Source organism: Herbidospora daliensis (assembly GCF_001570585.1).
GTDB lineage: Bacteria > Actinomycetota > Actinomycetes > Streptosporangiales > Streptosporangiaceae > Herbidospora > Herbidospora daliensis.
In genome coordinates this window covers 244,640-266,772 of record NZ_BBXF01000001.1, presented here as the reverse complement: position 1 = coordinate 266,772, position 22,133 = coordinate 244,640, and the positions used below count along the sequence as shown (strand labels likewise).

General features: G+C 71.8%; 17 protein-coding genes. 9 read left to right on the top strand and 8 right to left on the bottom strand.

All coding sequences use genetic code 11. The features are described from left to right. Nucleotide 1: 1 nt before the first annotated feature. Nucleotides 2-1,159, top strand: a complete 1,158-nt coding sequence (locus tag AW274_RS00860) for an ROK family transcriptional regulator (protein ID WP_063813046.1) — start codon at nt 2-4, stop codon at nt 1,157-1,159. On the opposite strand, the gene AW274_RS00855 is transcribed toward AW274_RS00860, so the two are convergent. Then, nucleotides 1,156-1,566, bottom strand: coding sequence for a hypothetical protein (locus AW274_RS00855; RefSeq protein ID WP_062428344.1), 411 nt, complete (start codon nt 1,564-1,566; stop codon nt 1,156-1,158). The two genes, AW274_RS00860 and AW274_RS00855, sit on opposite strands and share 4 nt — an antisense overlap. A gap of 114 nt (nt 1,567-1,680) precedes the next feature. On the opposite strand from AW274_RS00855, the gene AW274_RS42520 reads away from it, so the two are divergent. Next, on the top strand, nt 1,681-4,422 hold the full coding sequence (locus AW274_RS42520; protein WP_157519695.1) for an ATP-binding protein: 2,742 nt from the start codon (nt 1,681-1,683) through the stop codon (nt 4,420-4,422). Here the strand turns inward: AW274_RS42520 and AW274_RS00845 are convergent. The 3 genes from AW274_RS00845 to AW274_RS00835 form a co-directional block, all read right to left on the bottom strand. After that, entirely contained in the window at nt 4,419-5,885 is a 1,467-nt protein-coding gene (locus AW274_RS00845; RefSeq protein ID WP_198168966.1) for an RICIN domain-containing protein, read from the bottom strand. The genes AW274_RS42520 and AW274_RS00845 overlap by 4 nt on opposite strands. A gap of 100 nt (nt 5,886-5,985) precedes the next feature. Beyond that, complete coding sequence (locus AW274_RS00840; RefSeq protein WP_062430067.1) at nt 5,986-7,392, bottom strand: class II fumarate hydratase; 1,407 nt, start codon at nt 7,390-7,392, stop codon at nt 5,986-5,988. Continuing rightward, a complete protein-coding gene (locus tag AW274_RS00835; RefSeq protein WP_062430066.1) occupies nt 7,392-9,104 on the bottom strand; it encodes an NAD-dependent malic enzyme in 1,713 nt (570 codons plus the stop codon). Before AW274_RS00835 ends, AW274_RS00840 begins: the two co-directional genes overlap by 1 nt. Before the next feature lie 347 nt (nt 9,105-9,451). Between AW274_RS00835 and AW274_RS00830 the strand changes: the two genes are divergently transcribed. Continuing rightward, a complete protein-coding gene (locus AW274_RS00830; RefSeq protein ID WP_030455501.1) occupies nt 9,452-9,655 on the top strand; it encodes a cold-shock protein in 204 nt (67 codons plus the stop codon). Between the two features lie 123 nt (nt 9,656-9,778). Here the strand turns inward: AW274_RS00830 and AW274_RS00825 are convergent, their stop codons facing one another. Next, complete coding sequence (locus tag AW274_RS00825; protein ID WP_062430065.1) at nt 9,779-10,081, bottom strand: hypothetical protein; 303 nt, start codon at nt 10,079-10,081, stop codon at nt 9,779-9,781. Nucleotides 10,082-10,098: 17 nt separating this feature from the next. Further along, a complete protein-coding gene (locus tag AW274_RS00820) occupies nt 10,099-10,569 on the bottom strand; it encodes a hypothetical protein (RefSeq protein ID WP_157519694.1) in 471 nt (156 codons plus the stop codon). Between the two features lie 302 nt (nt 10,570-10,871). On the opposite strand from AW274_RS00820, the gene AW274_RS00815 reads away from it, so the two are divergent. Beyond that, entirely contained in the window at nt 10,872-12,026 is a 1,155-nt protein-coding gene (locus tag AW274_RS00815; RefSeq protein ID WP_062428336.1) for a pectate lyase, read from the top strand. 82 nt (nt 12,027-12,108) lie between these two features. Here AW274_RS00815 and AW274_RS00810 read toward each other — a convergent pair whose 3' ends face one another. Continuing rightward, entirely contained in the window at nt 12,109-13,044 is a 936-nt protein-coding gene (locus tag AW274_RS00810; RefSeq protein ID WP_232319925.1) for a ParB/RepB/Spo0J family partition protein, read from the bottom strand. A 678-nt stretch (nt 13,045-13,722) separates the two neighbouring features. Here AW274_RS00810 and AW274_RS00805 point away from each other — a divergent pair. The 5 genes from AW274_RS00805 to AW274_RS41655 are packed head-to-tail and all read left to right on the top strand — an operon-like array spanning nt 13,723 to nt 20,105. Next, nucleotides 13,723-14,706, top strand: a complete 984-nt coding sequence (locus tag AW274_RS00805; RefSeq protein ID WP_232319924.1) for a ParB/RepB/Spo0J family partition protein — start codon at nt 13,723-13,725, stop codon at nt 14,704-14,706. Nucleotides 14,707-14,755: 49 nt separating this feature from the next. Further along, complete coding sequence (locus AW274_RS00800) at nt 14,756-15,409, top strand: response regulator transcription factor (protein WP_062428334.1); 654 nt, start codon at nt 14,756-14,758, stop codon at nt 15,407-15,409. After that, entirely contained in the window at nt 15,406-16,536 is a 1,131-nt protein-coding gene (locus AW274_RS00795; RefSeq protein ID WP_232319923.1) for a sensor histidine kinase, read from the top strand. The genes AW274_RS00800 and AW274_RS00795 overlap by 4 nt, the downstream gene beginning before the upstream one ends. Before the next feature lie 52 nt (nt 16,537-16,588). After that, a complete protein-coding gene (gene hppD, locus AW274_RS00790; protein WP_369408598.1) occupies nt 16,589-17,701 on the top strand; it encodes a 4-hydroxyphenylpyruvate dioxygenase in 1,113 nt (370 codons plus the stop codon). 19 nt (nt 17,702-17,720) lie between these two features. Further along, nucleotides 17,721-20,105 carry an aminotransferase class I/II-fold pyridoxal phosphate-dependent enzyme gene (locus tag AW274_RS41655; protein WP_083973754.1) on the top strand — a complete coding sequence of 795 codons (2,385 nt, stop codon included), beginning with the start codon at nt 17,721-17,723 and terminating at the stop codon, nt 20,103-20,105. On the opposite strand, the gene AW274_RS00780 is transcribed toward AW274_RS41655, so the two are convergent. Further along, complete coding sequence (locus AW274_RS00780; RefSeq protein WP_083973864.1) at nt 20,021-21,943, bottom strand: ABC transporter ATP-binding protein; 1,923 nt, start codon at nt 21,941-21,943, stop codon at nt 20,021-20,023. The two genes, AW274_RS41655 and AW274_RS00780, sit on opposite strands and share 85 nt — an antisense overlap. Nucleotides 21,944-22,133: the final 190 nt, after the last annotated feature.

The following is a 22,133-nucleotide window of genomic DNA, read 5'->3' as shown; positions in this document are numbered from 1 at the left end:
CGTGACGACCGGCCGCGCCACCCTGCGCAGGGACAACCTGTCCCGCGTGCTCCGGCACCTGCGCGACCACGGGACCTGCTCCCGCGCGGACGTGGTGGAGGCGACCGGTCTGCACCGCGCCACCGTCTCCTCCCTGATGACCGAGCTCATGTCGCTCGGCCTGGTGCGGGAGGCGGGCACCTCGATGACGGGGGCCATCGGGCGGCCGCGGCGTGACGTGGCCCTCGACGGCTCCCGCGTGGGGGCGCTCGGCCTGGAGATCAACGTCGACTACGTGGCCGCCCACGGCTCCGACCTGGGCGGCCGCGTCGTGTTCTCCTGCCGTGAGGGCTTCGACGCGGCCGGGGCGGGCCTGTCGGCGTGCCTGGCCGAACTGGTCCGGGTGGCCCGCCGGGCGGCGGGCGAGATGGGTTCGCTGGCGGGCGTCGTGGTGGCCGTGCCGGGGCTGGTCTCCGGCGGCGTGGTGACGTTCGCGCCGAACCTGGGCTGGCGGCAGGTGCCGCTGGCCGACCTGCTCGGCGCCGAACTGGGCGTGGCCGTCGGGGTCGGCAACGACGCGAACCTGGCCGCCCTGGCCGAATACGCGGGCGGCGTGGCCGCCGGGACCGCCGACATGGTCTACCTGACCGGCGAGGTCGGGGTGGGCGGCGGCATCATCGTCGACGGCCGGTTGCTGCGCGGCGCCGACGGCTTCTCCGGGGAGACGGGCCACCTGCTCGTGGACCCCGACGGCGCGCGGTGCGGCTGCGGCCGGACCGGATGCTGGGAGACGAAGGTCGGGCTGGCGGCGCTCGACCCCGCCGGGGCGACCTCGGCCAACCCCGACGCCCGCGTCGACTCGATCGCGTCGGCCGCCGAGGCGGGCGACGCCCGCACCCTCGACGCCCTGGCCGAGGTGGGCCGCTGGCTGGGCCTGGGCGGCTCGATCCTGGTGAACCTCTTCAACCCGCGCGCGATCGTGGTCGGCGGCTACTTCGCCCGGCTGGCCGAACGGCTGATCCCCCCGGCCCAGGCCGAGCTCGAACGGCGGGCCGTGGCCGGGGGGCGGTGCACGATCATGGCCTCGCAGCTGGGCTTCGAGGCGGCGTCGCGAGGAGCGGCCGGCACGGTGGTCGACCGCGTCCTCGACGACCCCCTGATCCTGGAGCGGATCCGCTAGTCGACGTAGTCGGTCCTGGGGTCCGAGCAGTGCGTGGTACCGGAGTACACCATGCAGAGCCAGTAGCTGATCCAGTGCCGGTCGGTGTCGTTCGGGTTGCTGCTGAAGCTGACCTCCGCCGCCCGGCCGCCGGACGTCGTCACGGTCCGGTGGGCGACCTTGCCCTCCGACCACTTGGTCCGGTAGTAGACCGTCGCCGAGGTGACGCGGCCCTCCGCCCGCAGGGTGAAGGAGTTGCGGCCCTTGGACATGTTGTGGGTGCCGGAGTTGTACCAGACGACGGCCGCCGTGGTGCCGCCCTGCAGGAGCTTGATCTCGGAGGTGGCGGCCGAGGCGGGCCCGGCGGTGGCGACGACGAGGCCGGTCGCGGCGAGGGCGGCGAGGGCCCTGGTCAGGATGGTGCGCACGATGTTCCCCCAGTGAGAGTCGTGGTGGTCGGGACGATCATCGCGAGCGGCTGTATGCACGCATTAACCTGATCACTACACATTTGCTCCACAGTGGTCTCGGACGGCGCATCCATGCACTTTTCGGTGCTCGGCCCCATCGGGGCGGAGCGGGACGGGCACCGGGTCTCCGTGCTCCGGTCGCAGCGGCGCGGGCTGCTGGCCCTGCTGCTGCTCAACCGGGGGCGGCCGGCCTCCGCCGAGGCCATCGCCGAAGGACTGTGGGGCGGCGCCCCGCCCGCGACCGCGCGGCAGCAGATCCAGTCGGGGGTGCACGCCATCAGAGTGATGCTCCGCGACCTCGGCGCCGAGGACCTGCTGGTCGCCGGACCGGCCGGGTACGCCGTCGCCGTCCCGCCCGGCGCGCTCGACCTGGCCCGCTTCGAGGAACGGGCCGAACACGCCCGGACCCTCCCGCCCGCGGAGGCGGCCCCCGCGCTGCGCGCCGCGCTGGCCGAGTGGCGCGGGCCCGCCCTCGCCGACGCGTCCGGCGCCTTCGTCGAACCGGCCCGCAGCCGCCTGGACGACCAGCGGCTGACCGCCGTCGAGGACCTCGCGCGGGCCGAGCTCGCCCTGGGCAACACCGAGGCCGCGCTCCGGGAGATCGGGCCGCTGGTCGAGGCCCACCCGCTGCGCGAGCGGCTGCGCGAATGCCACATGCTGGCCCTCTACCGCGCCGGGCGGCCCACCGAGGCGCTCGACAGCTTCCGCGACCTGCGCGCCCGGCTCGCCGACGAGCACGGCCTCGACCCGGGCCCGGCGCTGGCCGCGCTCCAACAGCGCATCATCGAGGCCGACCCGGCCCTGCGGCCCGGTTCACCGGCCCGCACCCGGGGCAACCTGCCCGCCGACACCACCTCGTTCGTCGGACGGCGGGCCGAGGCCGCCGACGTCGCCCGGCTGCTGGCGGAGTCCCGGCTGGTCACCCTGACCGGGGTCGGCGGCGTCGGCAAGACCCGGCTGGCCGTCCAGGTCGGCCGTGACCTGCTGCCCCGCACTCCCGACGGGGTGTGGCTGGTGGACCTGTCGGGCCTGACCGACCCGGGCCTGGTCGCCGAGACCGTCAGCGACGCGCTCGGGCTGGCGGGCCAGAACGCCCGGCCGCCCGCCGACGAACTGCGCGACCACCTGGCCGACCGGCGGGCCCTGCTCGTCCTGGACACCTGCGAGCACCTCGTCGAAGCGTGCGCCCACCTGGTGGAGTCGCTGCTGCGCGGCGCGCCGGACGTCCGGGTGCTGGCCACCAGCCGCGAGGCGCTGGCCCTGCCGGGGGAGCGCGTCTACGCCGTGCGCCCGATGGCCGGCCCCGGCGACGCCGCCGCCCTCTTCGCCGAACGGGCCGCCGACGTCGACGGCCTGTTCGACCTCGCCGCCTGCCACGAGCAGGTCGCCCGGCTCTGCGACCGCCTCGACGGCATCCCGCTGGCGATCGAACTGGCCGCCGTACGGCTGCGCGTCATGACGGTCGCCGAGATGCTCGAACGGGTGGACGCCCGGTTCGCGCTGCTGGGCGGCACCCGGACCGTCCAGGCCCGGCACCAGACGCTGCGCACCGCCATCGAGTGGAGCCACCAGCTCTGCTCCGAACCGGAACAGGCCCTGTGGGCCCGGCTGGCGGTCTTCCCCGGCACGTTCGACCTGCCCGCCGCCGAGCACGTCGGCACCGGCGACGTCTGGGCCGCCCTCGCCGGGCTGGTCGACAAGTCGATCGTGCTCCGGGAGCCCGACGGGCGCTACCGCATGCTCGACACCATCCGCGCGTTCGGCCGCGAACGCCTGCGCGACCACGACGGCGAACGGGCCGCCCGCGCCCACCGCGACCACTACCTCCGGCTGGCCCTGCGCTTCGAGGCCGAGTGGTTCGGCCCCGACCAGCCCGCCTGGTGCGCCCGGCTCGTCGCCGAGGAGGCCAACCTGCGGGTCGCGCTCGAATCGAGCCTGGCCTGGGGCGAGGCCGGGCACGCGCTGGAGATCGCCGCCGCCCTCTGGCCGCTGTGGGCCGCCTCCGGACGGCTCCGCGAGGGCCGCCACCACCTCGACCGCGCCCTGGCCGCCGCGCCGGGACCCTCGCCGCAGCGCACCAAGGCGCTGTGGGCGTGCGGGCACCTCACCGTCGGCCAGGGCGACCTGGCCGCCACCCGCCGGCTCGCCGTCGAGGCCCGCGCCTCCGGCGAGGGCACCCCCGAGGCGACCGACGCGCTGGTCTACGCCCTGCACCTGGAGGCGGTCGCGGCGACCCTGGCCGGCGAGCACGAGGCCGCCGAGTCGGCCACCCGCCGGGCGGTGGCCCGCCACCGGGAGACCGGCGGCCCGGCCGCCCGGCTGCTCACGCTCCTCATCTCCCGCGCGTTCGCCCAGCTGCACGGCGGCGACCCGCACGGCGCGCAGCAGACCCTCGCCGAGCACCGCGTGCTGACCGACGAGCTCGGCGAACGCTGGACCCGCTCATGGGGCGACTACATCGGCAGCCACGCCGCCCTCGCCCTCGGCCGCCTCGACGAGGCCGCCGCCCTGGCCGCCGGGTCGTTCCGGGCCCGGCGCCTGCTGCGCGACAGCTTCGGCATGGCCAACTGCGCCGACACCCTGGCGCAGATCGCCGTGCTGGCGGGCGACGGCGTGCGCGCCGCCCGCCTGCTCGGCCTCGGCCACCAGATCTGGCGCGACTACGGCCAGCCCCAGATGGGCTCGGCCGACCTGCGCGCGGCCCGCGCCGCCTGCGAGCGGGCGGCCCGCGACCTGGCCGGCGACGCCGCCTACCGGGCCGGGTTCGCGGCTGGAGCCGCCCTCGAACCCGGTGAGGCGGTCGACCTCCTTTAGACGCCCGTGCGCAACCACTGCTGGTTGGCGCCGGAGTTGCAGGTGTACTGCTTGAGGATCACCCCGTCGGCCGTCGACGAGGCCGGCACGTCCACGCACTTGCCGCTGTGGCGGGCCCGGAGCTGGAAGTAGCCGCCGTTGCTGATCATCTGGAACTGCTGGTTGTTGCCGCTGCCGCAGGTGTACTGGACGAGCTCGGCGCCGTCTGCCGTGGAGGCGCTCACCACGTCGAGGCACTTGCCGCTGTGGCGGCTGACGATGCGCCAGTAGCCGCTGCCGGCGTCCTGGAACTGCCACTGCTGCCACGCGTTGCCGGCGTAGGTGTACTGGCCGACGCGCGCGCCGTTGCTGGTGTTCGGCTGCTGGACGTCCATGGCCTTGCCGCTGTGGCGCGCCTCGATCCGGTACGCCGACGGAGGGGGCGAGTCGTTGACCGCGTCGCCCCAGCCGTACCGGACCCGGTTGGCGCCGTGGCCGTTGCGGGTGGACAGGTGGAGGGTGGTGCCGCTGCCGGTGAGGGCGAACATCGAGTAGTGGTCGTAGCCGAGGCCCGCGGTCACCTTGCCGCCGAGGGCGGGCCAGTAGGTGCCGCCCATCTGGTTGTCCCGCATGACCTGGGCCATGGCCCGCAGGTAGCGCACGAAGTTGTCGGTGCTGCTCGGGTCGCCGTAGTTGAGGTTGGTGGCCATCGGCGCGCCGTACTCGGTCGCGACCGCGCGGGAGGCGCAGGTGCCCAGGCGCGTCTGGATGTGGCTGCGGAACTCGTCGTAGGTCATCGCGCTGTAGAAGAAGGCGTAATAGTGGAAGGACAACAACGTCGCGTTGAAGCGGCTGTCGTTGCAGATGTCGCGCAGGTCCTGGCTGAAGCCGGTGCCGCCGATGAGCACCCGGCCGGGCGGCGCCGCGGTGTGCTGGCCGAGCCAGTTGGCCGCCACGTTGCGCCACTCCGCCGACGAGTAGCCGTGCGGCTCGTTCATCGGCTCGAAGTAGACGTTGCCGTTCGACCCGTACGTGCCGACCACGCTGGACCACATCGAGTTCCAGGCGGCGAGGTTGGTGATCCGGCCGCCGGAGGCGGCGCCGTCCTCCCAGTAGGCCAGGATGACCTTGAACCCGCGCTCGGTGGCGGCGTCGATGGCGCCGCGGTAGGAGTTCCACCAGGTCGTGTTGGCCACGGTGTGCGTGTTGATGGGCAACCGGACGGTGTTGACGCCCATCACGTATTCCATGCTGTCGTAGATCGAGTTGGCCTTGGCGCGGACCGTCGTGTTGTTGTCGGACTGGCTCAGGCCCTGCACGACCAGCGTGCCGGTGCTGAAGTTGTCACCCAGCACGGCCCAGTTCATGCCCCGGAACTGGCTGGTGGCGGCCTGGGCCGGCGGCGCGGAGACGACGAGGCCCGCCGCCGCGGTGAGCACGGTCACCGCGGCGGCGGTCAGTAACCGGCGGGCGCTAGACACCATGGAAGATCCCATCACTAGATGTTGTTAGCGTTAACATCCGGTGTGGAGTCAGAGGTTGTCAAGAACGGGCTGACGCGGGCCAGCTCCGGCGTGAATGCATTCATTCCGCCGTGCCCGGACGGGTCAGCCGTTCCGGCACGACCACCCGGTCGAACAGCGCCTCGTCGACCCCCGACCGCAGCGCCGCCTCCTTCAGGGTCAGGTCCTCGTCGAGCGCCCGGTGGGCGATCTCGGCGGCCCTGTCGTAGCCGATCACCGGGCTCAGCGCGGTCACCATCATGATCGAGCGCTCCACGTTCTCCGTCAGCTTCCCGGTGTCGAGCCGGGCGTCGGCGACGAGGAACTTGCGGAAGTGGTCGATCATGTCGGTCAGGATGCGGGCCGAGTGGAGCACGTTGTTGATGATCAGCGGCCGGAACGCGTTCAGCTCGAAGTTGCCCTCGGCGCCCGCCGCGGAGACCGCCGAGTCGTCGGCCATCACCTGGATGCAGACCATCAGCATCGCCTCGGCCTGCGTCGGGTTGACCTTGCCCGGCATGATCGAGGAACCCGGCTCGTTCGACGGCAGGATCAGCTCGTGCAGGCCGCTGCGCGGGCCCGAGCCGAGCCAGCGCATGTCGTTGGCGAACTTGAACAGCGGCACCGCCAGCGCCCTGATCGCCGCCGACACCCGCACCAGCGTGTCGCACGACGCCTGCGCCGCGAACGCGTTGGCCGCGCCCGTGAACGGGTGGCCGGTCAGCTCGGCGATCTCGGCCGCGACCTCCTCGGCGAAGCCCGGCGGCGCGTTCAGGCCGGTGCCGACCGCGGTGCCGCCGATCGCCAGCTGGTAGAGGCCCCGCGCGGTGGCCGCCAGGTGGGCGGCGGCGTCATCGAGCTGGGCGGCGTAGCCCGACCACTCCTGGCCGACCGTCAGCGGGGTCGCGTCCTCCAGGTGGGTGCGGCCGATCTTGACCACGTCGGCCCACCGCCGGCTCTTCTCGGCGGCGGCCTCGCGCAGGCGGCGGACCGCCGGGAGCAGGCCGCCCTCGACCGCCTCCACGGCGGCCAGGTGCATCGCCGTCACGAACGTGTCGTTGGACGACTGGCCCATGTTGACGTGGTCGTTGGGATGGATCGGGTCCTTGGTGCCCAGCCTGCCCCCGAGGAGCTGGATGGCCCGGTTGGAGATCACCTCGTTGACGTTCATGTTCGACTGGGTGCCGGAGCCGGTCTGCCAGACGTACAGGGGGAACTCCTCGTCGAGTCTCCCGGCGATCACCTCGTCGGCGACCTCCTCGATGGCGTCGGCCTTCCACTGCGGCAGCCGCCCCGCGCGGGCGTTCACGATCGCGGCGGCCTTCTTGACGTAGCCGTAGGCGTGGTAGACGGCCTTCGGCATGCGGTCGTCGCCGATGTCGAAGTGGATCAGCGACCGCTGGGTCTGCGCGCCCCAGAGCCGGTCGGCCGGCACCTGGATCTCGCCGAGCGAGTCGCTCTCCGTCCGGGTCTCCTTGTACGTCGTCATCACCGCTCCCTCGCCCGGACCGGCCGGTAACGCGGGTGCCACATGGTGTCCTGCACCTGCTGGACCGGGTCGCGCAGCGTGGTGCGGGCCAGCTGCTCCTGCTCGGCCTGCCTCGCGACGGCGACCGCGACCGTGGCGGAGATCTCGCGCAGGTTGTCGACCTGCGGCAGCAGCGACGCCCCCGGCAGGGTCGGGTCGACCAGCCCGGCGACCGCCTCGGCGGCGGCCTGGAGCATGCCCTTGCTGACCCGCCGGGCCCGCGACACGATCACGCCGAGCCCCAGGCCCGGGTAGAGCAGCGCGTTGTTGGCCTGCCCGACGACGTAGGTGACGCCGTTCAGGGTGATCGGGTCGATCGGCACCCCGGTCGCGACCAGCGCGCGGCCGTCGGTCCAGCGCAGCAGGTCGGCCGGCATCGCCTCGATGCGCTCGGTCGGGTTGGAGATCGGGAAGACGACCGGCCGCTCGACGTCGGCGGCCATCGTCCGGACGATCTTCTCGGTGAACGCGCCGTGGGCGGTGGACGTGCCGAGCAGCATCGTCGGCTTGACCCGCGCCACCACCTCTTCGAGCCCGCCGCCGCCCTCGCCGGCCGGGCGGGCGTAGGGGACCTGGAAGTCCCGCAGGCCCGACATGTCGTCGGTGAGCAGGCCCTGCTTGTCGACCGGCCAGATCCGGCGCACGGCCTCCTCCTCGTCGAGGCCGTCACGGACCATCGCGTCGCGGAGCTGGTCGGCGATGCCGATCCCGGCCGTGCCCGCGCCGAAGACGACGATCCGCTGGTCGCGCATCGGCAGCCCCGACACCTTCACCGCGCTCAGCATGGCGGCCAGCACGATCGCGCCGGTGCCCTGCATGTCGTCGTTGAAGGTGGAGATCCGGCCGGTGTACCTCTCCAGGATCCGCCGGGCGTTGGACGGCCCGAAGTCCTCCCAGTGCAACATCGTTCCGGGGAACATCCGGGTCGCCGCCGTCACGTAGGCGTCGACGAAGTCGTCGTAGCGCCGCCCGCGTACCCGCGAATGCCGGTTGCCCACATAGGCGGGGTCGTTGAGCAGCCCCTCGTTGTCGGTGCCGACGTCGAGCGCCACCGGGATGACGCGGTCGGGGTCGACCCCCGCCGCCGCCGTGTAGACGGCCAGCTTCCCGGCCGCGATGCCCGCGCCGCCGCCCACGCCCCAGTCGCCGATGCCGAGGATCTCCTCGGCGTCGGAGGCGACGATCAGGTCGACGTCGTCGGGGCCCAGCCCCAGGTTGCCGAAGGCGCCCTCGATCCCGCCCGGGTCGTCGATCGACAGGAACACCCCACGGGGCCGGCGATATTCGTGGCTGTACGTCTCGATCGCCTGCGCCACCGTCGGGTCGTAGACGATGGGGAGCATCTCGCGCAGGTGGTCGCCGAGCAGCCGGTAGTAGAGCGTCTCGTTCCGGTCGCGCAGCGCCTCCAGATAGACGTTCTTGAGCAGGTCGGTCGGCTGCGCCCGGTATTGCGCGTACACGCGCGCCACCTGCTGGTCGAGCGATTCGACCACCGGCGGCAGCAGGCCGTCGAGCAGCAGTTCGCCGCGCTCCTCCGCCGTGAACGCGGTGCCCTTGTTCAGCAGCGGCTCGCGCAGCAGCTCGAGCCCGCGCAGGGACGTCGCGTAGGAGCCGTCGTCGCGCTCGGAGAACGCCCGGCGGGCCGCGTCCGGCTTCCTGTTCCCAGGTGACATCGTCACCATCCCCCCGTCTCGGCCAGGAAAGTGGCTGCTCCACCGGGCCGTGCCCCCGCGACACGCAGGGCAAAGTCAGGTTTTCGCCAGGAGTCGCCCCCAATCCGGTTTGGCCGACCGGGGGCCCAGGTTTTTCCGCACCGCCGTTATAAAGGCCGGGGGGACCGTGATACTGTCGTTTTCAGTTGCAGTTGTGGTTCCCGAAGACTTCAAGTGCCTCACCGATGAAACGCATCGGTGGTGGCACTTTTGTATTTCCGGACGAATTTCCGGTCGGGGTGATCATCACGGCGACGCGAGGCGCGCAAATCGTGCGACTCACGGGTCAACCCCGAAGGAGAATTGATATGGCCACCGGTACCGTGAAGTGGTTCAACTCGGAAAAGGGCTTCGGCTTCATCCAGCAGGACGGCGGCGGCGCCGACGTCTTCGCGCACTACTCGAACATCGCCGCCTCGGGCTTCCGTGAGCTCCAGGAGGGCCAGCGCGTGAGCTTCGACGTCACGCAGGGCCAGAAGGGCCCGCAGGCCGAGAACATCGTTCCCGCCTGACCCAGTACGACCCGACCGGGCCCGCGCCAGACGGCGCGGGCCCGGTTTTTTCGTCACCCCCAGAGAGTCGAGTCGTCGCCGCCGAAGGCGCCGGGCCGCGATCGGTGTGCCCTGGCGGCCGATCTACTGAGCGAACACGTCGAAGTGGTCGACGGTCGTCTCGCGGTCGACGAGGTAACGGTCGTCCTGCGGGTAGAAGACGGCCACGCCCGGCTCGTCCCCGGCGAAGGCGCGGACGGCCTCCCACGACTCCCAGAGGGAGACGAGGAAGAACTCGGTCCGGTCGCCGTCGTCGCGGCGGGTGAAGGTGACGCCCCGATTGCCGGGGGTGGAGACGTAGCCGGGGTGGCCGGTCTCCATGAGGTAGTCCGCATAGGCGTCGGCGTCTTCTCTCCGGGTCCAGCCGCGCCAGGTCCGCATAATCATGAACACCAGTAAAGCCGTTATGACGGTGTCGGAGCAAGATCTCGGCTCGGGGAGGACGAGCGCAGGCCGATCGGGCGTCCGCTCGCTCCGTCGAGCACCGCCCGACCGTCGAGGGGCCGGTCGAGGGTCACGTCCAGCGTCCGGCGGTAGCCGATGGCGGGGCAGGCGCGTTCACCGAACCCGAACCTCGTCGTGTCGACGACGGCGACCACGACGGCCCGGGGCGATTCGACGGACCTGCCCGTGAAGTCCTCGGCGCATTCGCCCTCCGGCGCTCCGCCAACGAACGAGAGCCGCAGCGTCCGCCCGTCCAGGAGCAGAACGGCCGTTTCGACGTGCCGGGTCTTCTCGGTCCGCTCCTCCGCCGGTCCACCGCGTGCCAGGACCTCCGCCATCTGAGCGTGCAATCGGCGCTCGTCCGCCCCGGCGAACCACCACACGGCGGCGACCAGCAGAACGAGACCGGCGATCACCCCACCTTTCACCACGATCACTCCTGAGGTTCGTCGAGTAGAACGATCACTTGGAGTGTGGACGGCTGCCGCGATCGTCGCCGGCACCGCGTGCGCGGAGACGCCCCGCGACCTCACGCTCCCTCTGGACAGAACGGACCCGGCCCGGACGTGGTTCGAGCCGAGGAGCACCTGCTGACCGAGTGCCTCGCGGCCGGCGACTGCACCGGATTTCAGAAACGTTCAGCGTCCACCTGGGCGAACGACGTGGGCTGCGGGTGTGACGGGAGGCCGGGCGCGGATGCTGGCGCCTACGTTCCCGAGCAGCAGGAGGCAGCATGCTGCGCTCATGGCGCCAGAAGGCGCTACTCGTCCTGACGGCCGCGGCGGCCGTCGTCCCCCTGACGGTGGTGGCGGCGCAGGCGGCGGTCGCCTGCCGGGTGGCCTACGCCGTCCAGTCGCAGTGGCCCGGCGGCTTCACCGCGGGCGTCACGCTGACCAACACCGGCGACCCGCTCTCGAGTTGGCGGGTGACCTGGTCGTACACCGCGGGTCAGACCGTCTCGCAGGCGTGGAACGCCACCGTGACCCAGAGCGGGAGCACGGTGACCGCGGCCAGTCTGAGTTACAACGGTGCCCTCGCCACCGGGGCCTCCGCCGAGTTCGGCTTCAACGCGAGCTGGAACGGCGGCAACCCGGCGCCGACGAACTTCGCCGTCAACGGCGTGACCTGCGGCGGCGGCACCCCGAGCCCGACCCCGACTCCGACGAGAACCCCGACCCCGACGCCGACCCCCACCCCGACACCTCAGCCCACCGGCTGGCCCACCCCCACGGGGCAGGTCAGCGTCAACGGGACCATCTCCGTGTCCGGCACCCTCGACGGCGGCATGCGGCGCTACTGCTGCATCGGCGACGGCGGGCAGGAGGAGAGCCAGGACCCGGTGTTCCAGCTCGCCAACGGCGCGACCCTGCAGAACGTCATCATCGGCGCCCCCGCCGGTGACGGCGTGCACTGCTCCGGGTCGTGCACGCTGCGGAACGTCTGGTGGGAGGACGTCGGCGAGGACGCCGCCACCTTCCGGGGCAGCGGCGACCCGGCCTTCCTCGTGGACGGCGGCGGCGCCCGGTACGCTGGTGACAAGGTGTTCCAGCACAACGGCGCCGGGACCCTCACGGTCCAGAACTTCCAGGCGACCAACTTCGGGACCTTCTACCGCTCGTGCGGCAACTGCTCCACGCAGCACCAGCGCGACGTCGTCATCAGGAACGTCACGCTGACCCGGCCGGGCGGCACCGTGGCGGGCGTCAACGTCAACTACGGCGACACGGCCCGGTTCTCCGGGGTGACGATCGTCAACGACTCGGGCCGCTCGATGGTGATCTGCCGCAAGTACAACGGCAACAGCAGCGGCAACGAGCCGACCCAGGTCGGCACGGGAGCCGATTCGACGAACTGCTTCTACTCGGCGTCGGATCTGACGTACCGATGAGAAGAGAGCCGGTCCGATTCCGTCGGGCCGGCTCTCCTCCTGTCAATGCCTGGCAGTGCCAGAACGGGTCCGCGAGGTCCCGTCACGCCATCTCGCGCTGGTCCCTGCCCTTCAGCGTCTCGGCGAGCCGGGCCCATTCGTAGGCCAGGCCCACGGCGAGGTCGGCGACCAGCGGAACGCAGTGAGTGGGGAGCTCGTCCTCCAGGCGCTCCCATTCGTGGGTGTTGACCGTGTGGGTGCTGAGCCAGCGCAGCAGCAGCCGCCCGTTGTCGGTCAGCTTGAGCGACGGGTCGCGCAGCAGCTTGCGGAGGATCTGGTCGGGGTCGGGAATCCGGCCCCTGCGCAGGAGCCGGGTGACGGTCGGGGTCTGCGGGTGGGTGCCGGGCGCGCGGGTCTCGGCCAGGGTGAGTTTCGCCGGTACGGGACTGTCGCCCCGCTGCAGGCGGTCGCGCACGTCCTTGGCGGTGGCAGGGGAGATGCCGGCCTGTTCGGCGATGTCGCGCAGCGAGGCGTGCGGCTGCTCCTCGATGAGGCGCCCGGCGTGGCGGCGGGCGGCGGCGGCGTTGACCGGCCGGGCCCGGCCGTCCTTGCCGATGCGGGCGGCCGGCTGGGTGGTCGCGGTGCGCTGCCGGATCCGGCCGACCGTGGTGGAGGCCAGGCCGGTGGTCTCGGCGATGGCGCGGTCGGACCACTGAGGGTGGGTGGTCAGGATCCGGGTGGCGGCCGCCTCGCGGTCGGCGAGGGAGAGCGGCAGCCCATGTTCGACGTTGGCGCGGACGGCGGCCAGGAAGATGTCGGCCTCGGCGCCGTCGACGTAGCGGACGGGGATGTGCTGGCGTCCGGTCAGGATGGCGGCGCGCAGGCGGTGCATCCCGTCGATCACCCGCATGGTGGCGCGGTGGACGAGGATGGGCGGCAGCGCGCCGGTGGTCTCCGCGAGGGCGCGGACGTGGTCGTGGTTCTCTCCGTCGAGGCGGGGCGAGTCGGCGTGGCGGAGCAGGCCCACCGGAACCGTCACCGCGTCGTCGTGGACGATGACACCGAGCTGATGATGACGTGGATTCTCCAATGACACTCCAGCGCGGAGAGTGTGGAAGCGTGATTTCGCCGGTCGGGAGCCGGCCGCGCAGCCGAATATAAGTAGCCGTCGCGACCGTCATCAAGGCCGCCAAAACCGCCCTAACCTGCCCCTCACGTCCAAGTGAGCAATCACGCGCTTGGACGGCGGCGCCCGGTCGTTGTGCGATCGAACAGTGTCCAGGCACTCTCGTGGACACCGTAGTCAAGTGGTTTTCCGTACGCGCCAGATCGCGGCATTACAGCGCGGCGTCGTATGCCCAGGTAGCGGCGCTCGCACGCACGGTAGTCAAGAGGCTCTTGACTTGTAGTGTGGCTCTGCACAATATGCATGAGGATTTGCACCAAGCGACGCAAATGACGGGGCGATTGGTTCGTCGCTGCGCGGTTCGAGAAAGCCGGGGGTAGCAAGGATCGAGCTTCTGTCGACGCGGCAGAACCGTCTTGGGGACAGGCCGACACGGCCGCGTGTCCCGCCGCAGGAACCATCGTCAGCAGCCGTGTCGTGTGCGACAACCATGCCGTGCGCACGACACGACGTCAGCTCCCCGGCACAGCAGTTCGGGCTGATGCCTCGCAGTCCCGCCGATGACCAGTACGCGAATGCTGGGAGATAAGCGTGACGAAGCAGGACTTACGACTCGTGGAGCTGACGTCGGTCACCGAGGTGCTGATCGACGACCTGACGACGACGGGGTCGCCGCGCCTGGGCGGGGAGGACCTCGATCACGTCGACACGCTCGCCGAGGCGCAGAACCCACTGCCGCCGATCGTGGTGCACGGCCCGACGATGCGGGTCATCGACGGCTTCCACCGGCTGAAGGCCGCACGCCTGCGTGGCGAGGAGAAGATCTCGGTCGTCTTCTTCGACGGCGCCGAGGACGACGCGTTCGTCCTGGCCGTGCAGTCGAACGTCACTCACGGGCTGCCGCTGTCGAAACAGGACCGCAAGCGGGCGGCCGAGCGCATCATCTTCACCCACCCCCACTGGTCCGACCGCATGATCGCCTCGGTCGCCGGCATCGCGCCCGCGACGGTCGCCAAGATACGGTCGCAGCTCCAGGTCGACGCCGACGTGGTGACGCTCGACCGCACCGGCCAGGACGGCCGGGTCCGCAGGTCCGACCCCGAGGAGGGGCGGCGGCGGGCGGGCGAGGTCATCAGGAGCAACCCCGACATGTCGCTGCGCCAGGTGGCCAAGATCGCCGGCATCTCCCCGGAGACCGCCCGCGACGTGCGAAAACGGATCGCCCGCGGCGAAGACGGCCTGCTCAGGTCGCAGGAGCGCACACCGCCGCCGACCCCGCCCCTTCCATCGGAGCCGAGCCTGTTCGGGCAGTTCACCGCCCCCGACCGCGCGCGCATGGTGGCACGGCTGCGGGCCGACCCGGCGCTGCGGTTCAGCGAGAACGGGCGCGCCATCCTCAACCTGCTCAACCTGCACACCATCGACGCGGGATCCTGGGAGCGCATCCTGTCGGCGGTGCCACCCCACTGGACCAACGTCGTGGCCACGCTCGCCGACGGCTGCGCGGCGGCGTGGGCGGAGTTCGCCGACCGGTTGGAGGACCGGGCGACCGAGCCCCCGCCCGGAGGCGAATGAAGCCGATCGTTAACCGCGGTCTTACCGCGGATGTGGGGAAATGAAAGCCATGCGGATTCTCGTGGCCGAAGACGAGCACGTCCTGGCCGACCTCATCGCCGAAGGACTGCGCGACCAGGCCATGGCGGTCGACGTCGCCTACGACGGCGCCGCCGCGCTGGAGCGCCTGTCGGTGAACGAGTACGACGTGCTCGTCCTCGACCGTGACCTGCCGGAGGTGCACGGCGACGACGTCTGCCGCGAGCTGGCCCAGCGCGGTGAGGCGGTGCGCATCCTGATGCTGACCGCCTCGGGCGCGGTGCACGAACGCATCAGCGGCCTCAACCTCGGCGCCGACGACTACCTGGCCAAGCCGTTCGCGTTCGACGAGCTGGTGGCGCGCGTGTGCGCCCTGGCCCGCCGGGCGGGCCAGCCGCTGCCGCCGGTCCTCCAGTGGCAGGACATCACCCTCGACATGGCCCGCCGGCAGGCCCACCGCGCCGGCCGCTACCTCCCGCTGTCGCGCAAGGAGTACGCCGTCCTGGAGGTCCTGATGCAGGCGCGCGGCACGGTCGTCAGCACCGAGGAACTCCTCGAACGGGCCTGGGACGAACACACCGACCCGTTCACCACCGTGGTCAAGGTGACCATGAGCAAGCTCCGCGCCAAGCTCGGCGACCCGCCCGTCATCTCCACCGTCCCGGGAAGCGGGTACCGCCTGTGAAGGAGGCGCGCCGCGTCTGGCCGGGCGGGTCGATCAGGGCCCGGATGACGCTGCTGTACGGCGGCATCTTCACGACCGTCGCACTCGGGGTGCTGCTCGCCGCCCAGCAGATCCAGCAGATCATCGTCGGCCAGAAGGTGCAGGACTCGCCCTTCGTGGGCAATCCCGGCACCGCGCCGCTCCACGACCCGGCCGCGCTGGCCAAGGCCCAGGCCGACCTCGAACGCACCCTGATCAACTCGCAGCGCGTCGTCACGGTGGTCACCCTCGTGCTCATCACCGTGCTCGCCTTCGCCGTCTGCTTCTGGCTGACCGGGCGGCTGCTGCGGCCGGTCCACCGCATCACCACCACGGCCCGCCGCCTCTCGTTGTCGACCCTCCACGAGCGCATCGCGCTCACCGGTCCGCGCGACGAGCTGAAGGAACTGGCCGACACCTTCGACGCGATGCTCGACCGGCTGGAGCAGGCAGTCGACAGCCAGCGCCGCTTCGTCGCCAACGCCTCCCACGAGCTGCGCACGCCGCTGACCATCCAGCGCACCGCCATCGAGGTCGGGCTGGCCGACCCGACTCCCGAGAAGGTCGCCCGGATCCGCGCCGAACTGCTGCGCAACACGCTCCGCAGCGAGCGGCTCATCGAGGGGCTGCTGGTGCTCGCGCAGGGGGAGCGGGGCCTCGACGCCCACCTTCCGGTCGAGCTGGAGACCGTTGTCGAGCAGGTCATCGAAGACCACCTGCCGCTGGCCGTCCGCCACGGCGTGGCGCTCGACGTGCGCACCAAACCGGTCGTCGTGTCGGGTGACGAGGTGCTGCTCGGGCGGCTGGCCGCCAACCTGGTGCACAACGCGATCAGGCACAACCACCCCGGCGGCCACGTCACGGTCGAGTTGTCCTCTGACGCCGTGCTGACCGTCCGCAACAGCGGTCCGCGCGTGCCGCCCGAGCGCGTGGCCGAGCTGTTCCAGCCCTTCCGGCGGCTCAACGCCGACCGGACCGGCTCGGCCGACGGCGCGGGGCTGGGCCTGTCGATCGTCGCCGCGCTGGTGCACGCCCACGGCGGCGTCGTGAGGGCGCAGGCACAACCCGAGGGCGGGCTCGCGGTCACCGTGACCCTCCCGGCCGCCTGAATTCCGCCGGGAAATCTCCGCTGTTCAAGCGTCGCGTTCGCATTGTTGGACGATGCCGCGATTCCTGTCGTTGAATGTTTTGGCCCGAGTTAAATCGGCCCGACGGAGGCGGCGAATGGACATTCAGGCGATTGACCACATCGAATTCTTCGTGGAAGACGTGGAGAAAACCGCGGCTTATCTTCGCGAGGGTTTTGGATTCACGCTCAGCGGCCGCGGCGGCGGCCATCCGGGCGGCGGGGAGTCGATCCTGCTCCGCCAGCGCGGGATCGCGGTGCTGCTCACCTCCCCGGCCGGGACCGAGGGCCGGGCCGCCGAGTACGTCCGCGACCACGGCGACGGCGTGGGCGTCATCGGCCTGCTGGTGCCCGACGCGGCGGCCGCCTACGCCGAGGCGGTCGGGCGGGGGGCCACGTCGCTGTCGCCGCCGGAGACGTCGGGCCCGCCCGGCGCCCGGGTGGTGTTCGCGTCGGTGTCGGCGTTCGGCGACGTGGCGTACCGGCTGGTGTCCCGCGAGCAGCCCGGCGGGGCCTTCGCGGCGTTCGTCGACGAGAGCGGCTGCGGCCGTTCGGGGATGGGGCTGTTCTCGGCCGTCGACCACTTCGCCATCTGCGTCCCCGGCGGCACGATGGCCGACGTCGTCGACTACCACCAGCGCGTTTTCGGTCTGGGGGAGACCTACGCGGAGCGGATCGTGGTGGGCACGCAGGCCATGGAGTCGACCGTCGTGCAGAGCGCGTCGGGCCGGCTGACGCTGACGATCCTGGAGCCCGACGGGAACCTCGAACCCGGCCAGATCGACGCGTTCGTGAAGGCGCACGGCGGCGCCGGCGTCCAGCACGTCGCCTTCCTGACCGAGGACATCGCGACGGCCGTGCGGACCAGCGCGGAGCGGGGCGTGACCTTCCTGTCGACGCCCGGCGGCTACTACGACATGCTGCCCGGCCGCCTCGGCCCCGTCGGCACGCCCGTCGAGGTGCTGCGCGAGCTCAACATCCTGGCCGACCGCGACCAGGCCGGGATCATGCTCCAGATCTTCACCCAGTCGCCCCACCCGAGACGCACCCTCTTCTACGAGGTGATCGAACGCCGCGGCGCGAACTCGTTCGGCAGCAACAACATCCACGCGCTTTATGACGCCATCAGGCGGCAGGAGGCGGACTGAAATCGAAAGGCACACTTCGATGAAATTGACACTCGGTGAATTCCGGGAATCCGCGCGGGCCCGGTTGGAACCGCCGGTATGGGATTTCCTCGAAGGCGGCGCGGGCGAGGAGAAGACCGTCGCGGCCAATGTCGAGGCGTTCGAACGGGTCCGGCTGCGCCCCCGCATCCTGCGCGGAGGCGGTGACCCCGACACGGCCGTGAAGATCCTCGGCCGTACGTGGGACGTGCCCGTCGGGATCGCGCCGCTGGCCTTCCAGACGCTCGCGCACCCCCTGGGCGAGGTCGCCACCGCCCAGGGGACCGCCGCGGCGGCCCGGGTGCCCGTCGTGGTGAGCACCTTCGCCGGACGCCCGTTCGAGGAGATCGCCGCGGCGGCCGACGTGCCGCTGTGGCTCCAGGTCTACTGCCTGCGCGACCGCTCCGTCACGCGTGCGGTCGTCGAACGCGCCCAGGCCGCCGGGTTCGAGGCGCTCGTCCTGACCGCCGACACCCCCCACCTCGGGCGGCGGCTGCGCGATCTGCGCAACGGCTTCCGGCTGCCCGAGGGGGTCGGGCCCGCCAACCTGCCGGGGTCGGGGTTCACCGACCCCGCCGCGCACGCGCGGGCCGAACTCGCGCCCGACCTCGACTGGTCGGTGATCGACTGGCTGCGTTCGGTCAGCTCGCTGCCGATCCTGGTCAAGGGCGTGCTCTGCGACGCCGACGCGGTGTGCGCCGTCGAGGCGGGCGTGGACGGCGTCGTCGTCTCCAACCACGGCGGGCGGCAGCTCGACGGCGCCCCCGGGACGCTCGACGTGCTGCCGGAGGTCGCGGCGGCGGTCGCCGGGCGGGTGCCGATCCTGCTCGACGGAGGGGTGCGGCGGGGCCGTGACGTGCTGGCCGCGCTCGCGCTGGGCGCCGACGGCGTGCTCCTCGGCCGGCCGGTCCTCCACGGGCTCGCGACCGGCGGGGCCGAGGGGGTCACCGACGTGCTGACCGTCCTGCTCGCCGAGGTGACCGAGACGATGGCGCTCGCCGGTGTCCGCACCATCGCCGACGTGGGGCCCGAACTGGTGCGCGCGGGCCCGGCCGGGCCGGTCGCCGCCGAGCCCGCCGCGCCGGTCCAGCTCACCGGCCCGCTGCGCCGGGAGGACCTGCACGCCAGCGTCGGCGACCCGGTCATGGACACGATGAACTTCCTGAACGAGGTCACGCTCCGCTACCCCGACGCCGTGTCGTTCGCGCCGGGGCGCCCGTACGACGGGTTCTTCGACACCGAGCAGGTCTTCACCTACATCCGGCGCTACCTCGACCAGCTGGCCGCCGAAGGGCGGTCGCCGGCGCAGGTGCGCGACGCGATCTTCCAGTACGGCCCGACCGCCGGGCGGATCCGGGAGCTCGTCGCCGGCTCTCTCCGGGTGGACGAGGGCATCGACGTGCCGCCGGAGTCGATCGTCGTGACGGTCGGCTGCCAGGAGGCGATGTTCCTCGCGCTGCGGGCGCTGTTCTCCGGCCCGCGCGACGTGCTGCTGGTGGTCAGCCCCTGCTACGTCGGCATCACGGGTGCGGCCCGGCTGCTGGACGTCGCGCTCACCGCCGTCGAGGAGGGCTCGGTCGCCGCGATCGAGGCCGCCGCCGAGGAGGAGCGGTCCCGCGGGCGCAGGGTCAGGGCCGTGTACGTCTGCCCCGACCACTCCAACCCGTCCGGCGTCACCATGTCGCTCGCGGAGCGGCACGCGCTGCTCGCCCTGGCCGGACGGCTCGGCCTCCTGGTCCTGGAGGACAGCCCCTACCGGCTGGTCAGCCCCGGCGCCCAGCAGCCCACGCTCAAGTCGCTCGACCGCGAGCAGCGGGTGGTCCATCTGGGGTCGTACGCGAAGAGCCTGTTCCCCGGAGCCCGGCTCGGGTTCGCCGTGGCCGACCAGCCGGTGGTGCGCCCCGACGGCACGACCGGGCTGCTGGCCGACGAGCTGGCGAAGATCAAGAGCATGGTGACCGTGAACACCTCCCCGCTCAGCCAGGCCGCGGTGGGCGGCGCGCTGCTGGCCACCGGCGGCCGCCTCTCGGACCTGAACACGGAGACGGCCGCCTACTACGGCGAGACCATGACCCGCACCCTCGCCGCCCTCGGCCGCCACCTGCCGGAAGACCGCCGCGAGCGGCTCGGGGTCAGCTGGAACACGCCCTCGGGCGGCTTCTTCCTCACCGTCCAGGTGCCGTTCACGGCCGACAACGCGGCGCTGACCCGGTCGGCGCAGGAGTACGGGGTCATCTGGACGCCCATGTCGTACTTCTACCCGGCGGGGGGCGGGGAGCGGGCGCTGCGGTTGTCGACCAGCTACCTGTCCCCGGCCGAGATCGACGAGGGCGTCGCCCGGCTGGTGTCGTTCATCGAGGGGTCGGCCGCGAACTGGGTGCGGTAGAGCTCGGCGTAGAGCCCACCGGCGGCGAGCAGCTCCCGGTGGGTGCCGCGCTCCTCGATCCGGCCGCCGTTCAGCACCAGGATCTGGTCGGCCTCGTGGATGGTCGACAACCGGTGCGCCACGACCAGCGAGGTGCGGCCGGCCAGCGCGGTCTTCAGCGCCCGCTGGATGGCGGCCTCCGACTCGGAGTCGAGATGGGCGGTGGCCTCGTCGAGGACCACGATCGGCGGCGACTTGAGCAGCAGCCGGGCCAGCGCGACCCGCTGCTTCTCCCCGCCCGACAGGCGGTAGCCGCGGTCGCCGACGACGGTGTCGAGGCCGTCGGGCAGCGCCGCGATCGTGGGCCAGATCCTGGCGGCCTCGCACGCGCCGACCAGTTCCTCCTCGGTGGCGTCCGGGGCGGCGTACAGGAGATTGGCCCTGATCGTGTCGTGGAACATGTGCGCGTCCTGGGTGACGACGCCGATGGCGTCGGTCAGGGAGCGCAGCGTCAGGTCGCGCACGTCGTGGCCGCCGACGCGGACCGTGCCCTCGGTGGCGTCGTAGAGGCGCGGGACGAGCTGGGTGATCGTGGTCTTGCCGGCGCCGGAGGGGCCGACCAGCGCGGTCATCCTGCCCGCGGGGGCGGTGAAGGAGACCTCGTCGAGGACCGGGCGGCCCGCCCGCTCGGGCTGCCGGTGGGCGACCGACTCCAGGGAGGCGATCGACACCTCGTCGGCGCCCGGGTAGCCGAACGAGACCCCCTCGAACGCGACGTCGGGAGCGGCGTCGGCCGGCAGCGGCCGCGCGCCGGGCCGTTCGTCGACCAGCGGCCGCAGGTCCAGGACCTCGAAGACGCGGTCGAAGCTGACGAGCGCCACCATCACGCTGACATGCATGTTCGAGAGCTGGTTGACCGGGCCGTAGAGGCGCAGCAGCAGGGTGGCCATGGCGACGAGCGTGCCGATCTGGAACGCGCCGCCGATGGTCAGCACCCCGCCGAGGCCGTAGACGACGGCGGTGGTCACGCCCGTGATCAGGGTGGTGATGATGAACAGCAGCCGTCCGTAGACGGCGGTCGAGACGGCGACGTCGCGGACCCGGGCCGCCTTCCCGGAGAAGTCGCCCTGCTCCTGGTCGGTCCGGCCGTACAGCTTGGCGAGCAGCGCGCCCGACACGTTGAAGCGCTCGTTCATCATCGAGCCGAGGTCGGCGTTGAGCTCCATCCCCGTACGGGTGAGCGTCTGCAACCTGCGCCCGATGAGCTTGGCGGGCAGCAGGAAGACGGGGATCATCACCAGCGCCGCGACGGTGATCTCCCAGGACAGGTAGAACATCGTGCTCAGCACGAAGACCAGCGTCAGGAGGGTCGAGACGGTCTGCGACAGCAGCGTGGTGATCGCCTGCTGCGCGCCGACGACGTCGGTGTTGAGCCGGCTGACCAGTGAGCCGGTCTGGGTCCGCGTGAAGAACGCGAGCGGCTGCCGCTGCACATGGCCGAACACCTTGCACCGCAGGTCGTAGACGATGCCCTGGCCGACCCGGCTGGAGAACCGGGTCTGCGTGAAGATCGCCAGCGCGTTCACCGCCGCCAGCCCGGCGATGAGGGCCGCCACTCCCACGACCACGTCGTGGCGGCCCCGCAGGATGCCGTCGTCGATGATCGTCTTCAGCAGCACCGGCCCGGCCGCCACGATCGCCGCGTCCACCGCGGTCGCCAGCATCACCACGGCCAGCGACCACCGATAGGCCGACGCGTAAGAGAGAATTCGCCGGACGGTGCCGGGTTTGACCTTGTGCCGACCTATGGACTCGTCGGCGCCCAGCCGCATCGGGCCTATGCGCGGGCCATTCATCATGGCCACGTGATATCCCCTCGCTTTCGCGCTTTCCGGGATTGTATTTCCGGAGTCTTATTCGTGGCAGGCCGATGTTCAACCACAGCGCAGGGGCAGTTGAACGCCGCTTGACGTCCTAGAACGTCGCTGGCGAGGATGGCGGCCCATAGGGTACGGCATATTTTCTTTTGACCCGGGACGGGCCGTGCCG